Consider the following 15,179-nt stretch of genomic DNA (forward strand, 5'->3'; position numbering starts at 1 on the left):
TTTCACAATCCCACTGATGCGGATGGCTTTTCAAAAAATCCGGCTGCATTGATTTATCGACCAATCACAACCACGATTATCAACAATTATTTTAAAAAATTCAATACGTTATACAATTACATTCTCTGATTGTCCTCGGACAGACAGTATCATCTTTTAATGACTCAAGGGAGGATAAAACCATGGCTGGAAAAATATTTTACAGAGAAAGAAGGAAAACCAAAGAAGGCGAAAAAAAACCACGTTTCAGGGTCGTTGCCGTATTTGACTCCAATCTGAAAGTTTACTCAGACCATCTGCGATTAAAAGAACTTGAACAGATTGCACAGGCCACCGGTGCCGAACTGATCGCCTTGCAAAGAGACACAAAGGAAGACGACAATAAAAAACATAAGACGGACCAATAATTACAAAAGGGCGATTTATCACACCAACCGCAAATTGGGTGGAAACCCAGGCCCGAAAGGGGGACCATGGCTTTAGTTCGAGATAAAGACGGTAAAAGACTCCACGTAAAAAGCAAACTGATGGGAGAAAGTCTGGTGGGCAGGCAATTTCTCAACCAGCTAGAAATTGCTCCCCAGGAACGCCTGTATCCAGATGTTGCCATCATGAAAATAGGGGGGCAGTCCATCTGTGACAGGGGCGCCAAAGCACTTCCCGCTATTTTAAAGGAGATTGTGGCAAACAGGGAAGCGCACAAAATGCTCATCACCACAGGCGGTGGTACCAGAAGCAGACACATCTATACCATTGGCCTTGAAATGGGCATGCCCACGGGCATCATTGCCAAGTTCGGCAGCATGATCTCCGACCAGAACGCCCTGATGGTGGCCACCCTTTTGTCCCCCTGGGGGGGCATCAAGGTATCCCACAGCGATATCGTAAAGCTGCCCACCTATTTTGCCGAGGGCATTATTCCGGTCATGGCCGGTATGCCGCCCTATGACTACTTTGCCATCAAGCCGGAAAAGGGAAGAATTCCCATCCACCGCACCGATGTGGGCTTGATCATCCTGGCGGACCTCATCGGATCTAGAAGGGTATTGTTCATTAAAGATGAAAACGGTCTTTACACCGATGATCCCAAGAAAAATCCCGATGCCGAATTCATCCCCAAAATCGGGGCAAGGGATCTCATTGAAAGGAATCAGGATGACCTGGTCATTGAGCGACCCTGTCTGGAAATTATTCAAAACAGCGAAGTTCTGGAGGAAGTACAGGTAATCAATGGTATGATTCCAGGCAATATTACCAAAGCCCTTGCCGGTGAACATGTGGGGTCCATCATTTACAAGCAGGAATGAGCCACAGACAGAAAGCACAGGTAGCCGTAACACCCATGCACATTTTTCCGGAGCCGAATTCCTCAGCGGGTGCAGGAATCCGGCCCACGGATCATCAGTGGGTCAAATGAAGCCAGAGGGTAAATGTCACGGCGGAAAAAAGGGTAGTTGAAGAAATGGCCGCCACGGCGAACTCGGCATCTCCATTCATTTCCCGGGCCATGACGTAACTGATGGTGGCCGAAGGAGATGCCAGCAGAATAAGCCCGGGGACATACAGCTCCGGGGAAATCTCCCAGAAAGAATACAACACCCATCCCACCCCGGGCAGCATCAGAAGCTTTATAAAATTGGCCAGCAGCAGATGACGTAACCGGGATCTCATTAAATCAAAGCTCAGGGATGCTCCGATGAGAAGCAAGGCAAGGGGCAGGGACATGCCGCTGATGATATTAAGGGTACGCACAACGATCACTGGCAATGCAGCACCGGTCAAGGCAAAGCTGATCCCTGCAATGGCAGACACAATCACGGGGTTTCCCACAATTTTCATCATTATTCTGCGGGGGTTATGAAGGGATGGCATGGCATCCGCATAATACTGCAGCACAAACACCGATAAAAAATTCTGCAAAATCATAATAAAACCGGTTAAAATACTGGCTGCGGCAAAACCATCACTCCCCAGAAAATAGTACACCACGGCCAGACCGATGTAACCCAGATTCCCATGAAAGGCATTTTGAACAAAGGTTCCCGATCGACTGGGGGGCAGATGAATGCTTGTGCTGATCAACCAGGTCAAACCAAAGGACACAACAATGGCCGCCAGGGTTAATCCCAGCACCAGGGGATTGAAATCGGTTTTCAGTGAACTTTTGGCAATGGCTCCGAAGACCATGGCCGGAATGGCGATGTAGAACACCAGACGGTTGGCCGGTCCCAGAAATTCCGGTGGTATAAATCCCCTTTGCCTGGCAAACCAGCCAAGGATAATCACTGTAAAAATGGGAATAATGGTGTTTAATATTTCCATCGGGTCAAAATAGAGACAAGCCTCTGGTCTGTCAAGCAATTATAATACTGGCCACATGAAAAATTTTCTGTCCTTGAAGGGTAGAAACCCGTTTTATTTTCTGGTTTACTGCAAAACAGACATCACTTATTTGAGCTTGGTCATAAGATGGGCCAATCTGGAGGGGGCAGGCTTGCCCCCATTGGACCGCCAATTATGACTGGTGGCCCATCTTGTGAGCAAGCCCACTTATTTGACCGAAAGTATCGTGGATTGTGACACAACCAGAGAAGCCGCTTCCGCCACCCCGCACCGATTATTGGATGCCACCATCTCAAAACCCTTCTGCAGATCCAACGGTGTATTGGCCACCACAAATCCCCGGGCCGACCATTGCAAAAGATCCAGATCATTATAATCATTGCCCACTGCCGCCACATCGTTTCGGGACACACCAAGGCGCTTGCAAAGCCATGCCACAGCCTGGCTCTTGGACACCCGTGGATGAAACACCTCAATCCACATGGATTTTCCATCCAGGGGAGAGGTGGCTTTAATAACGCTGAAATCAGCAAGGGCCTGCTGAGCCCGGTCCGCGGTTTCATGCCCCAGACAGGAAGGGACAATGGCCAAAATTTCCGTTGACTCACCAAAGGTTGCCGCGTCTGTTGCCGTCATGGGTCTGCAAAATTCATGGTACAGGGCAATGCGGGCATGAAAATCCGGGTTTGCCGGCAATTTCCCACGGGATTCCCCACCAAAACGGGTATCTCGGCATCCATGGGGGCCGGCAGGTACATTCCCGTTCAAGGATAGATGCACACATCCTCGGTCTTTGACAGCCGCACTTTCCATGAAAACCCGCACATTTCGGGCGGATTTATTTTCATCTTTTCCGCCCATGGAGGTCGAATCAGCTAGTTTATAGACAAAATTGCGGGTATCCGGTACCGGGCGGTGGACCATATAATCCAGGCCAAGGCCATCAAAAACCTTGGCAATGCGCCAGACATCCCCCGGCCCAAGGTTTACCTTCTTGATAATTTCCCCATGGGTACATTCCATGATAGCAGCCCCGGTGGAAAAAATAACATAATCCACGGGCATATCTTCTCCGGTGGAGGAAAAGCCCATACCTGAGACAGCCTTTTGGAAAGAGTAAATAGACCGTCCCGTGGCAAACACCCTTGTTATTCCCTTCCTTCCAAGGGATTCCAGGGCGGCCAGATCCCTGGGATGAATGATTTTATCATCGGTAAAAAGGGTGCCGTCCAGATCCGTTACAAACATTTTTTTCTCAACATTCATTGTAATTGCCACTTCCCCGGGCTTCTGCCGGTTTTCAAAAGCGTTGGCTTATTTTGACTTTTGCAGGGAATTTGGGTATGAGAGGAGCTTGATTCCAATACCGGCCATTCACGTAAGTGCATGGTCCACCCCGGACGTACCGGGAGCACAACCGGACCTGACTCTATCAGCAAAACACAAACGAGTAAATTGACTTTTTATAACAGGGATGACCATGGACAAGGTGTTTGACACTGAGATAAAGAAATTAAGGGACAATATTGATGACATCGACCGGCAGATCCTGGGATTGATTTCCCGGCGTCTGACACAGGTCCAGGAAGTTGTGGCCCTTAAAAAAGCCCACAACATCCCGGTGTACCATCCGGCAAGGGAAGAAGATCTGATTTCAAGACTGCGCAGCCAGGCCGCATCTTCGGGCATTAATCCCGACTTCATGGAAGAATTGTACCGCGTAATCCTGAGAAATTCACGCATGGAACAGACCGTGGAGATGAAACAGCAGGGTACCCGGGCAGGAGCCAAGGTGTTGATTGTGGGGGGGGCCGGACAGATGGGGCGTTTTTTCGCCGACCTGTTCCGGACATCGGGATACATTGTCAGGATTCTCACCGAAGAAACCTGGGACCAGGTGGAAACCCTGTGTGCCAAAACAGATCTGGTGCTGCTGTCCGTTCCCATTAACGTCACCCTTGACACCATAAAACGTATTGTTCCCCACGTGCCGTCCACGGCTATCCTGGCGGACATCACCAGTATCAAGACAGCGCCTGTGGATGCCATGCTCCGTCACTTTTCCGGAGCTGTCATCGGGCTTCATCCCCTGTTTGGACCTTCATGTGCCAGCCTGGACAAACAGATCATTGCCGTCACACCGGGACGGGACAATGAAAAATGTCAATGGCTTGTGGAACAGCTTACCCTGTGGGGAGCTGTGATGGTCAGTGCCGGACCTGAAGAACACGATGACATCATGGACATTGTCCAGGCCCTGCGCCATTTTGCCACCTTCTGTTTTGGCCGATTTCTTTGCCAGCAAAAGGTGAATCTTGAGAGATCCCTGGAATTTTCAAGCCCCATTTATCGCCTTGAGCTTGGCATGGTGGGACGACTCTTTGCCCAGGACAGCAGCCTGTACGCTGAGATTATTTTTGCCACCCCGGCCCGCAGAAAGCTTTTAAAGCAGTACGTGGCGGCCATGAACGAACAGATGGAACTGGTGGAAAACAATGATAAAGATCTTTTCATGGAGCGATTCGCCGAAGTGAGCCAATGGTTCGGCCCCTTCGGCGATCAGGCCATGCGGGAGAGTGATTTTATAATCAACAAGTTGATTGAACGGTTTTAAACCATCAACTCCGGCAGCCAGGTCACAATACCGGGAAAAATCATCACAAGGGCAATGGTGACGACATCCAGCACCATAAAAGGCACGGCTGCCTTGAAAAGCCCCCTAAGGTTGATTTCATTGGGCATCAATCCCTTGACAATGTATAAATTTAATCCCATGGGTGGTGAAATATTACCGGCACACATGTTAATGGCCATGAGTACACCAAACCACAGAACATTTATTTCAAGGGCCAGAAGAATGGGCAGGATAATGGGCGTGGTCATCATGACAATGGCCGCCGGATCAAGAAACATGCCCATGAAAAGAAAGCCCAGCATCAGGATAATTACAATCACGGTGCTTGGCACCGGCAGAGAAATCACCCAGTCGGTGAGTTCGGCAGCACACCCGGAGTATATGATTACATACCCAAACGAAGTGGCACCGATGATAATCCACCCAATCATGGCCGTGGTTTTCACCGTCTGCATCAGCGCAGTTCTCACCGTTTCAATGCTGAGACTTTGTTTCACAAGGGCAATAATAAAAACGGACAGGCAGGCAATGGCGCTGGCTTCGGTGGGAGTTGCAATACCGGAATAAATGGTACCCAGAAGCATCAGCACAACAACAAGCAGTGACCACACCTTCCAAAGGGATGAAAACTTCTCCTTCCATGTATAGCGTACTTCATCCCTGGGTGCTATTTCAGGATTCATCATGACCCGAACATAGATATAAATAAGCGAAAACACGGTCATCAACAGCCCCGGGATAATACCGCCGGCAAAAAGAGCTCCAATGGATTCATTGGCAAGGGTTCCATAAAGAATCAAAATGACGCTGGGAGGAATCAGAATGGAAAGTGCCCCGGAAAAGGCCACAATGGCCCCGGATATACCCGACTGATATCCCCGTTTCATCATTTCAGGCAGAGACAAAAGCCCCACGGTGGCGGTACCGGCGGTGCTGGCTCCGCACACGGCACCGAATATGGCTCCAAACACCGCACTGGTCATGCCAAGCCCACCGGGCAGCTGCCGCAGAAACCGGTCCGCCACCTCATAGCTGTCGGTTCCCATGCGGCTGTGCATGACCAGTTGGGCCATGAGAATAAACAAGGGCACACAGACAAGGGTATAATTGCCCATGTGGCCATAGCCCGCCAAGGCCACCCCATAGAGTCCGGTGGTGCCGGGCCAGAAGACAAGGGCGCTCAGCATGCTCAGAAATCCCAGGGAAAATGCGACGGGAAGTCCGATGAACAGAAAAAGCGTCAGCGAAATAACAAGGATGGCAAGTACGATATACCACTCCATATCAGGCAGCTCCTTTAATGGTCTTTAATTTTACAGTATCTTCGGTTATTTTAATCATGTACTGGATGGACAGCATGGTACCGCCCACAACCAAAAAGATGCGGATGGGCCACAGGGGCCAAGCCAGATATTCCGTGCTTCTAATTGCATTTTCCCAAGCATCCCAGGTAAAAACCATGGATTCCCAGGTAAACATGAGCATGTAGACACAGGCCATAACCGAGGTGACAATGTCCAGAATCAGCTTTCTTTTACCGCCCATATTTTCCGTCAAAAGATCCACGCTGACATGTCCCCCGGCTGCCAGTGTCCATGGCCCACCCATGAACACCACCATGATAAGCATGTAACGATTGACCTCAAAACTCCATGTGGTGGGGGCATTGAACAGATACCGCATGGCCACATCAAAGCTGATGGTCAGCATCATGGCCACCACAATCCAGCCAGCCATTTCCCCCATGATTTTGTTGAACTGAGAAATTGTTTTCATCATTTTTTATCCCACTCCTTTTCTTTCACCTTGATGATTTTCACAAGTTCTCCACATCCCGGGCTTTCACTGGCATACCAGTCCCAGACCACATTGAGCATTTCCTTGGATTTTTGAATATTCTCCTGATCAAATTCTACAAATTTCACGCCGTTTTCCAGGCACCATTTTTCATTTTCCGCTTCATAAGCAGGCCAGTATTCACAGCTGGCCCATTTGCCCCATTCATGGGCAACCTTTATAAGGATATCTCTTAAATCCTGGGGGAGTCGTTCCAGGGCATCCTTGTTGATCCAGAGATCGTCGGCCCAGGTAAAAACAGGTGGCCGGGTAAAGGTTTTCGCCACTTCAAAAAACTTGTAATCCTTGAGGCCATAGGCATAGAATAAAAGGGCATCCACCGTTCCCCGCTGAAGGGCCGGATAAATTTCCCCCGTTGCCATGGTAACCGGACATGCACCCCACGCCTTTGCCACCCGGGTACTGACCCCGCCTGCCGCTCTGAGCTTGATATTCTTCAAGGATTCAACCGTATTATATTCCGTATTCCCCCTGCCTATGATCCCTGAACTGCCGCAGATGACATTGGTCAGCCACACGGCATTGGCCTTTGTGAGATAAGAATCGTAAATAATATCGTGGAATTTGCCCTTGTCTCCGCCGCCTTTATTGTTCATCAATTCCCAGAAAGCCTCTCTTCTGTTCAAAGAGACATAGGGAAGCCAGTCCACATCGCCTTCGGGAACCATGCCATGGTAATAGGCACCGCAACTGCCCAGCATATCAATGGTACCGTTTTTCAGTCCGTCCAGGGCCTCATTTCTCCCGATGAGCTGACTTGCCGGGAAAATGGTGAATTTCAACTCTCCATTGGTGGCTTCTTTTACTCTTTTGGTGAACTCCAGATAGGCCTTATACTGTGGATGCTGGGTGTGCCAGGCCATTTGAAACTTCAATCGCCAGGTTTTGCATTCTCCCTGGTCGGCAATGCCGGCTGCGAAAACAAAGGAAAGGGCCAGACAAATAATTACGGCGCACTTCATGGAACATAACCGTTTTTGAAAATGAAAATCAGGTACGATGCATTGCATTACCATGTTAAAAAGCTCCTTTTGATGTATTAAATGATGATGTTGTGACCAAATTCCGAACCGCAGTGGTTGCAGGTCAGAATCAGTTCCCCGTACGAGGAAACAGCCCGTCAACAAAACCAGGCAATGGGATGACAGGACGATATTACCCGCCATTCAATGAGCAAAGAAGAGCAACAATAATGCCATCGGCACAAATAATTTTTAAACGCTTTAAAAACAAATAGTTAAAGAAAAGAAGCCCATTTAGACCTAAAAAGACAGTGCGTTTTCCGAACCTTTGAGGCGTGCGCAATTCGCACATATCAAAGATTATCGCACGATAACATCAGAAATAATCAGAAGAGATGTGGGAATCTGGACACCAATCTTCCCGGCGGTATTCATATTGACCACAATGCGAAAATAATTCAGGGTGGAGCAGGGAATATCCCCCGGTTTTTCGCCATCAAAAATTCTGATGGCTTTCAATGCGGCAAGGGTACCAAGATCATAGTAGTCCGGCACAAGCCCCATGAGGGCATCATCATGGAGTACCATACTTTCCACTGCAGCAAAGGAAGGTATTTTAAGATGATTCACCTGGTGCATGATATTTTTTCCAAGGGAACTAATTCTGGAATCTGAAGGAAAATAGATGGCATGTGCCTGATTTTCCATGCTTAAAACAGCCCGGTCTATGTCCGTTGCATGGGTAATGGGAAAGGCCTTAAGCTTAAAATCCATCCGGGTACTCAATTTTTGAAGAAGCTGCATTTGTATGCAAGAATTGGGTTCCAGCGGATTATACATCACGGACAGCACTTTGTAGTCCACCACTTTTTTCAGGGCTTTGAGCTGGGACCCCAGGGGCACCATGCTGCTGACGCCGGTGGCATTGTTGCCTGAATGTTCCCAGCTGTCAATAATACCGGCCTTTACAGGTCTTGTCACCACATTGAACACAATGGGAATATCCGTTATCCGGGATATCACCTGCCGGGTGGCGGTGGTACCGAAAACATAAACAAGATCAGGGGGCATTTGGAGGAGGGTGTCAATGATTTCCCCAAGCCTATTGAGATTCTGGTCGGCATGGTACATATGACACCTCACCGTATAAGGGCTTTTGGCAAGACACGCTTTAAATCCCTGTTCTGCCGGGGTTTCACTTCTCCATGTAATCATGGCAATGTCATATGATTTTGTGCGGGCCCGGCCCGGGGGGACCGCACAGAACACAAAAAGAAACACAAGCATGGAGATCAAAAAAAACGGGACAGCCGCAGCCTTCTTAATACTTTCGAAAAAAACAGCCGGATCCCCCCCATTCATCGTCGTGTCATCCCGTTCAGTCGCTGGAGTCTTCTGTTCAGAGCAAATCGGCTGATACCCAGGATTTTAGAGGCTTTTGTCTTGTTATGATCGGCCTTTTCAAGGGCTGTTGTAATCAGGTCCATCTCTTTTTGCGCCAAAGCCTGGGAAAGGGTGTCTGGGGCACCCAATGGGGCTGATAGCCCTGGGCCCGGGGTAAAATGTCCCACACCGTTCCGGGAAAATTCAGCACCCAGGCTTCCAGGCCCGAGGGTGGAATGCCGGGCAAATATCACGGCACGCTCCACCACATTTTTCAGCTCACGTACATTGCCCCGCCATGGATGCCCGGAAAGCAAGTCCAGTGCTTCCCGGGCAAAGACCATATTTTTTTTACCCATTTCTCTACAGAACTGTTCCAGAAAATAAGCGGCAAGCAGTGGGATATCACTCCTTCGTTCCCTTAACGGCGGAATAAAAAGGGTAACCACATTCAACCGATAATAGAGATCTTCTCTGAAGAGTCCCTGGGTAATGGCCTGTTCCAGGTTCCGGTTGGTTGCAGTGACAATGCGTACATCTACCTTGATATCCCTGGCTCCGCCCAGGCGCTTGAACTGTTTTTTTTCCAGAAAGCCCAAAAGCTTCACCTGGATGGAAAGGGGCAGCTCTCCAATTTCATCCAGAAAAAGGGTTCCTGTATCCGCCAGTTCAAACAGCCCTTTTTTCATGGACCCGGCATCGGTGAATGCCCCCTTTTCATGGCCGAACAATTCACTTTCCAGAAGGGTTTCCGGCAGAGAAGCACAATTAATCTCCATGAATGGGTGAGAATGACGGGTGCTTTTATGGTGAATGGCCCCGGCCACCAGCTCTTTTCCAGTGCCGCTTTCCCCCCGGATGAGCACGGTTGTATCCCTTGTCTCTGCTATGCGATCAATCTGGCTGTAGATTTCCTGCATGACCGGGCTTTTCCCGACAATATCGCCATATTTTTCAAATTTCTTCTGGCGATACCTTAAATAGTCAACCTCGCGCTTAAGTTCAATATTTTCAAAGGCATTGTGGACAAGGGCTTCAAGTTCTTCGAGTTCAAAGGGCTTGTTAATAAAATTGTATGCTCCGCATTTTACGGCTTCCACAGTGGTCTGGGTATCACCATAGGCGGTCATGATAATCACATTGATATCAAGATTTACCTTTTCGATCTGTTTTAACACTGAGATACCGTCCATGTGGGGAAGTCTCAGATCCAGAAGTATCACCATGGGTGAAAAAACATCTACCAAATCCATGGCATCCTCACCACTGGCTGCGGTTTTCACATTAAAACCGACGATCTTAAAATTTGTCTCAAGGGATGTCCGCAACACGTCTTCGTCATCCACAATCAAAAGCCTTCTATCCTGCATGTGTATCTCCATGGCAGCTTCCAAGATCCGGTTCCATGACTGGGAACAACAGGGTCACCCTGGTGCCTTGCTTTTCTCTGCTTTCTATGTTGATCTTTGCCCGATTCTTTTCCAGCAATTTCTGAACAATGGACAACCCCAGACCGGTTCCACCGGGGTTGGTGGTGAAAAAAGGGTTAAATATTCTGGAGATGATCTCTTTTTTTATTCCATGGCCTGTATCCTGAAAAATCACTTCAATCTGTCTTTCGTGCTTTTCCGGCAAAGTAAACGCCTTCGATTGAAAATTTTTTTCCATCCGATCCTGTCTCAATTTAATGCTAATCTTCAAGGAACCTCCCTCCGGCATGGCATTTAAGGCATTGAGAAGAAGATTCAAAAAAACCTGTTCAATCTGTTCTTTGTCCACAAACACCCGGGGCAGATCCTGATCCACTGTTTTGACCATGCCGACATTGGCCTGCTTCATGTTTTTCCAAACAAGGGCCAAAGAGCGTATAATAACATCTGAAAGATCCACACTGGCAGGAAGGGGTTTTTTGGGTCTGGAAAAATTAAGCAAATCCGTCACGATTTTATTTAGACGATCAATTTCATGCAGTATCCCCTGGATCAACACCTTCCCCGATGCATCAGATATACCTCTGGCAAGAATCTGGGTGGCGGTTTTCATACCGGCCAGGGGATTTCTGATTTCATGGGCCATGCCCGCCGAGAGCTCTCCGAGGGAGGCCAGGCGATCCACCCGGATCATTTCTGCCTCCATTCTTTTTTTCTGTGTTATATCCCGGATTACCGCTATGGCACCCACGGTTTCTTCATCCACATTCTTTAGAGGTGAAGTATTGAGTTCAATCACCTTTGAACGCTCCTGGTCCGTCTTACCGGAAAGCTGCTCTATTTGCCGGTTTGTCATAACAATGTTATTTTCCACACAGGCTTTTAAAAACCCAAGAATTTCGTCCACATGGGAAGAAAGACAAGCTTCTGATGGATTTTTCGGATTTTTAAGGCCATGGACAGACATTTCCGGCATTCCAAGAATTTTTTCGGCGCTGCTGTTAAATGAGGTGATTTCCATATCTTGATCAATGGTTATGATACCGCTTGGAACGCTTCTTAAGACATCTTCATTAAAGCTTTTCAGCGCCATGATTTCCCGTATGCTTTTTTTTAAACGTGAGGTCATTTTATTAAATTCATCGGCCAGGGAACTGAGCTCATCCCCAGATTCTACAGTAATGAAATGATCCCATTTCCCGTCCCCCACGGCCCGGGCTCCGTCAATAAGGCGGCTTATGGGAGTGGAAATGCTTTTACCAAAGGCATAGGAAGCAAGGACAATTAAAAATGTAATGATCCCACAAAAAGAAAGCATCCTATAACGTAAAGTAGTGATATCATTCATTAACTCTGACTTTTCAAGGGACACGCTGATCCGCCAGTTCATGACCTCGCACTGGGTAAAAATCATCCTTTTTTTAATACCGTCCAACTCATAATCTCCACGCCCTTTTTCACCATTCACCATTCTTTTTATCAATGTGGACAAGCCGGAACTTTCTTTTACGGCAAAGGCCAAATTTCCTATCATTACTTTTTCAGGATGGAACATAAGCTCCCCCCGGTGATCCCACAGGCAAGCATACCCCCGGGCACCAATTTTCAGAGAAGAAACAAACTGGGTAAAGGATGGAAGATGAATATCAAAAACAATCATTCCCACTGGGACTTGATTGTCTTCAAAGTCATATACCCATTTTGATATCAGTACCACAGGGGGACTACCACTGTCCTGACTTGGAATATAGGTGGTATTGAGATTGTCATCGCTCATAATGCTCCACCCGGCGGGATCATTTAAGTAAAGCGGATCATTATTCCCGATTTCAGGTTCGATTAAGATTGGTTTTCCGCTCAAATCAACAAGATAAATCCGGTTAAAATAACGATTTTGTTTTTCATAATCCGACAAAAGACGTTTCACCGTATCAAGACGCTGCCCAAATTCAAACTGAAGAAAAGAAAGCTGTATGAATGGGTAATTGGACAAAAGGGATATTTCTTTTTCCCTGGCTTCAAAATAAAATTGAATCTGCTCGGCTGTTTTATCAACCAGCTTGGTAATCTGCTCATTGGTCTGAATCATCATGGCGCGTGACATGGTGTGATAGGCAAAAAAGACAGATATTAAAAGGGGAAGAAGTCCCAGGAAGAAACAGATGAAAAACAGTTTGGCTCGGATGGTTGAAAACATTTTTTTGCCTGGCTGGCAACAATGGCCGGTTAACATTACCGAACCCCGGAAAAGGGGCCCATCTCGTACAATCGTTTTTTTCAATATCACAGAACAGCCCTGAAAGATACATGGCAGTCACCATCTGCCACAACGAAAGTTAAAACGCTTATCATTCCAGATTCTTGGACTGACTTTCATATAAAATGGCATTATGCCGCCCCCAACAGCACCCGTTGGGGGCTCTGCTGTCGGCAGTTTAACATAAAAAAATCATCATTCCTTTCACACTTTTTAAGGAGGCCCCATGCCCCAGGGATCCACAATAATATTTTCAACCAATTCACCGGTGCTTTAGGATCCCGGCACCCAGGGCAATGGAGGATCGGTATGCCTATAAAAAATCAATTCTTTTTGTCCGCCAGGATATCTTCATGGTGGTCCAGGCAATCGGGCTTGATCACAACATGGGCCACTTTGGGGTGATGTCAGGATTGTGTTATCAATTTTTTATTCACACATGGAAGCGCAAGGCTTCCAGGAATTTCTCCATTTTTAACACCCACCAAGGCCACCAACTGATTCACCATCGATTTCATCTGCTGGGCCTGAACGCTGAGCTCTTCTGAAGCACTTGCCGACTGTTCGGCATTGGCCGCATTGTGCTGCACAACTTTGTCCATTTCGCTGACAGCTACGTTCACCTGTTCAAGTCCCTGGGCCTGTTCATTGGAAGCCACGGTGATTTCACCCATTAGCGCAACCAGCTTTTTTGACCCCTCGGCCACCCGTGCAAATGCGGCATGGGTCTTGCTGACCCGATCAGTTCCTTCCGTCACTTTTTTTGTAATATCTTCAATAAGTTCAGCGGTACTCCCGGCGGCCAGAGCAGCACGCATGGCAAGATTTCTCACCTCTTCTGCAACCACTGCAAATCCAGCTCCAGCCTCCCCGGCCCGGGCTGCTTCCACCGCCGCATTCAGCGCCAGGAGATTGGTTTGAAAGGCAATCTCATCAATGGTCTTAATAATTTTTGCCGTTTCCTCACCCGCCTTTGAAATTTCCGTCATGGACAGTATCAAGACATCCATGGATTCATTGGCATTTTCTGTTTCAGTATTTGTGTTCTGAATGAATTCATTGGCCTGGACAGCAGTCCGGGCATTGGAACGGGTCATGGAGGAGACCTCTTCCAGTGAGGCGGAGGTCTGCTCAATGGAAGCCGCCTGTTCACAGGCACCCTGTGCCAGGAACTGACTAGATTTTGATATCTCTTCCGATGCCGCAGCCACCTGGAATGCACCCTGATTAAGGCCAGTAATGGCACTGGACAGCACCCGGGTGATGCCCCGGACAATCAAGAAAGAAACGCAAACTCCGAACAGAATGGCTGTCAGCGCTCCCATGATCATTATACGCATAGAGGAGGTAATCTGTGCCACCATCTTTGCCTTTAGATCTGCTCTGACCTCATCGCATATTTTCTGTACACCACGGGCTGTTTCAAGCATCCGGGCCTCGGCTGCATGTTGTATTTCTTTCAAAGACACCATTTCTTCAAATGCCCGTTGATAGGTCAAGACCGACATAGCAATAAGACCCGCATCGACTTTATTATCATCCCGAAAATTTTCAGGTTCCAACCCTCGGGCCAGACCAAGGATATCTGCCACATGCCCCTGGACACGATCCACATACATAGGATCATCGCGAATAATGAAATTTTTTTCCTGTCGCCGGCATTGAAGTATCCATCTGACAATTTTCTGGGCATCATCTGCTGTGGCCAGTTTAGCGTCAAGCACATTTTGCGAAACATTTTCTTTCAGAAAAACCCTGTACTGCCGGATTTGTTTCTCTTGCATTTCCACGGCAATTTTTTCAGCGGTTCTGGCTGCGTCAACCATAATTTTATCTGCCGCCAAGGTCCTGTCATGGGAATCCACAAAAGAGCTGAATGCTGTACCATAGGCTAGCAGCCGGGCCTGGAGTGCATCCATCTGCCGAATATCCTCCACATCCCCGGATTTTTCTTTAACAATTTCTGCCTGTTTTTTTATCTCAACAATCTTTTTCTCAACATCTCCTACATATGCCCTATCCCCACGGAGCATGAAATTTTTTTCATGCCGGCGAGCCTCCAGCATGTATTTAATCATTCTGTTAACATCATCAGCCAGATAAACCCTTTGCGCCACTCCGGACAGACCCCGGGAGCCCACAAAAGCGATAATGCTGCCCAAAAATAACAGGACACCGGCAAGTAAAGCAATCTTTGTTCCCATTTTCATAGCCTTGAACACTTGAATAATCTCCTCGACCCTGACCGTTCTCGTTTAAGAAAAACCGCGGATTCAACTTTTTAGAACCTGACCATAACCAGGCCCGATTTT

Annotated in this window: 12 protein-coding genes; 3 read left to right on the forward strand and 9 right to left on the reverse strand. The window is 47.9% G+C overall.

Annotation, left to right across the window (positions count from 1 at the left end; all coding sequences use genetic code 11):
* The first annotated feature begins 182 nt into the window (after window positions 1–182).
* Window positions 183–407, forward strand: coding sequence for a hypothetical protein (locus ACYQ2M_RS12800; RefSeq protein WP_459916742.1), 225 nt, complete (start codon window positions 183–185; stop codon window positions 405–407).
* Between the two features lie 66 nt (window positions 408–473).
* Window positions 474–1,307 (forward strand): amino acid kinase family protein, encoded by an 834-nt coding sequence (locus ACYQ2M_RS12805; protein WP_459916743.1) that lies wholly within the window; start codon window positions 474–476, stop codon window positions 1,305–1,307.
* 94 nt (window positions 1,308–1,401) lie between these two features.
* Here the strand turns inward: ACYQ2M_RS12805 and ACYQ2M_RS12810 are convergent, their stop codons facing one another.
* Window positions 1,402–2,361, reverse strand: coding sequence for an AEC family transporter (locus ACYQ2M_RS12810; RefSeq protein ID WP_459916744.1), 960 nt, complete (start codon window positions 2,359–2,361; stop codon window positions 1,402–1,404).
* Between the two features lie 189 nt (window positions 2,362–2,550).
* Complete coding sequence (locus tag ACYQ2M_RS12815) at window positions 2,551–3,609, reverse strand: HAD family hydrolase (protein ID WP_459916745.1); 1,059 nt, start codon at window positions 3,607–3,609, stop codon at window positions 2,551–2,553.
* Between the two features lie 214 nt (window positions 3,610–3,823).
* On the opposite strand from ACYQ2M_RS12815, the gene tyrA reads away from it, so the two are divergent.
* Window positions 3,824–4,957 carry a bifunctional chorismate mutase/prephenate dehydrogenase gene (tyrA, locus tag ACYQ2M_RS12820; protein WP_459916746.1) on the forward strand — a complete coding sequence of 378 codons (1,134 nt, stop codon included), beginning with the start codon at window positions 3,824–3,826 and terminating at the stop codon, window positions 4,955–4,957.
* Here the strand turns inward: tyrA and ACYQ2M_RS12825 are convergent.
* From ACYQ2M_RS12825 to ACYQ2M_RS12855, 7 genes are all read right to left on the reverse strand, one after another.
* Complete coding sequence (locus ACYQ2M_RS12825) at window positions 4,954–6,261, reverse strand: TRAP transporter large permease (protein ID WP_459916747.1); 1,308 nt, start codon at window positions 6,259–6,261, stop codon at window positions 4,954–4,956. The two genes, tyrA and ACYQ2M_RS12825, sit on opposite strands and share 4 nt — an antisense overlap.
* Window position 6,262: 1 nt before the next feature.
* Window positions 6,263–6,757, reverse strand: coding sequence for a TRAP transporter small permease subunit (locus ACYQ2M_RS12830; protein ID WP_459916748.1), 495 nt, complete (start codon window positions 6,755–6,757; stop codon window positions 6,263–6,265).
* Window positions 6,754–7,851, reverse strand: a complete 1,098-nt coding sequence (locus ACYQ2M_RS12835) for a TRAP transporter substrate-binding protein (RefSeq protein WP_459916749.1) — start codon at window positions 7,849–7,851, stop codon at window positions 6,754–6,756. The genes ACYQ2M_RS12830 and ACYQ2M_RS12835 overlap by 4 nt, the downstream gene beginning before the upstream one ends.
* Before the next feature lie 306 nt (window positions 7,852–8,157).
* Entirely contained in the window at window positions 8,158–9,012 is an 855-nt protein-coding gene (locus ACYQ2M_RS12840) for an ABC transporter substrate-binding protein (RefSeq protein ID WP_459916750.1), read from the reverse strand.
* Between the two features lie 143 nt (window positions 9,013–9,155).
* Window positions 9,156–10,550: a sigma-54-dependent transcriptional regulator gene (locus tag ACYQ2M_RS12845; RefSeq protein ID WP_459916751.1), complete on the reverse strand. Its 1,395-nt coding sequence runs from the start codon at window positions 10,548–10,550 to the stop codon at window positions 9,156–9,158.
* Window positions 10,540–12,807, reverse strand: coding sequence for an ATP-binding protein (locus tag ACYQ2M_RS12850; protein WP_459916752.1), 2,268 nt, complete (start codon window positions 12,805–12,807; stop codon window positions 10,540–10,542). Before ACYQ2M_RS12850 ends, ACYQ2M_RS12845 begins: the two co-directional genes overlap by 11 nt.
* A 467-nt stretch (window positions 12,808–13,274) precedes the next feature.
* Window positions 13,275–15,071 (reverse strand): methyl-accepting chemotaxis protein, encoded by a 1,797-nt coding sequence (locus ACYQ2M_RS12855; RefSeq protein WP_459916753.1) that lies wholly within the window; start codon window positions 15,069–15,071, stop codon window positions 13,275–13,277.
* Window positions 15,072–15,179: the final 108 nt, after the last annotated feature.

This window comes from Desulfocicer niacini, from assembly GCF_054657595.1.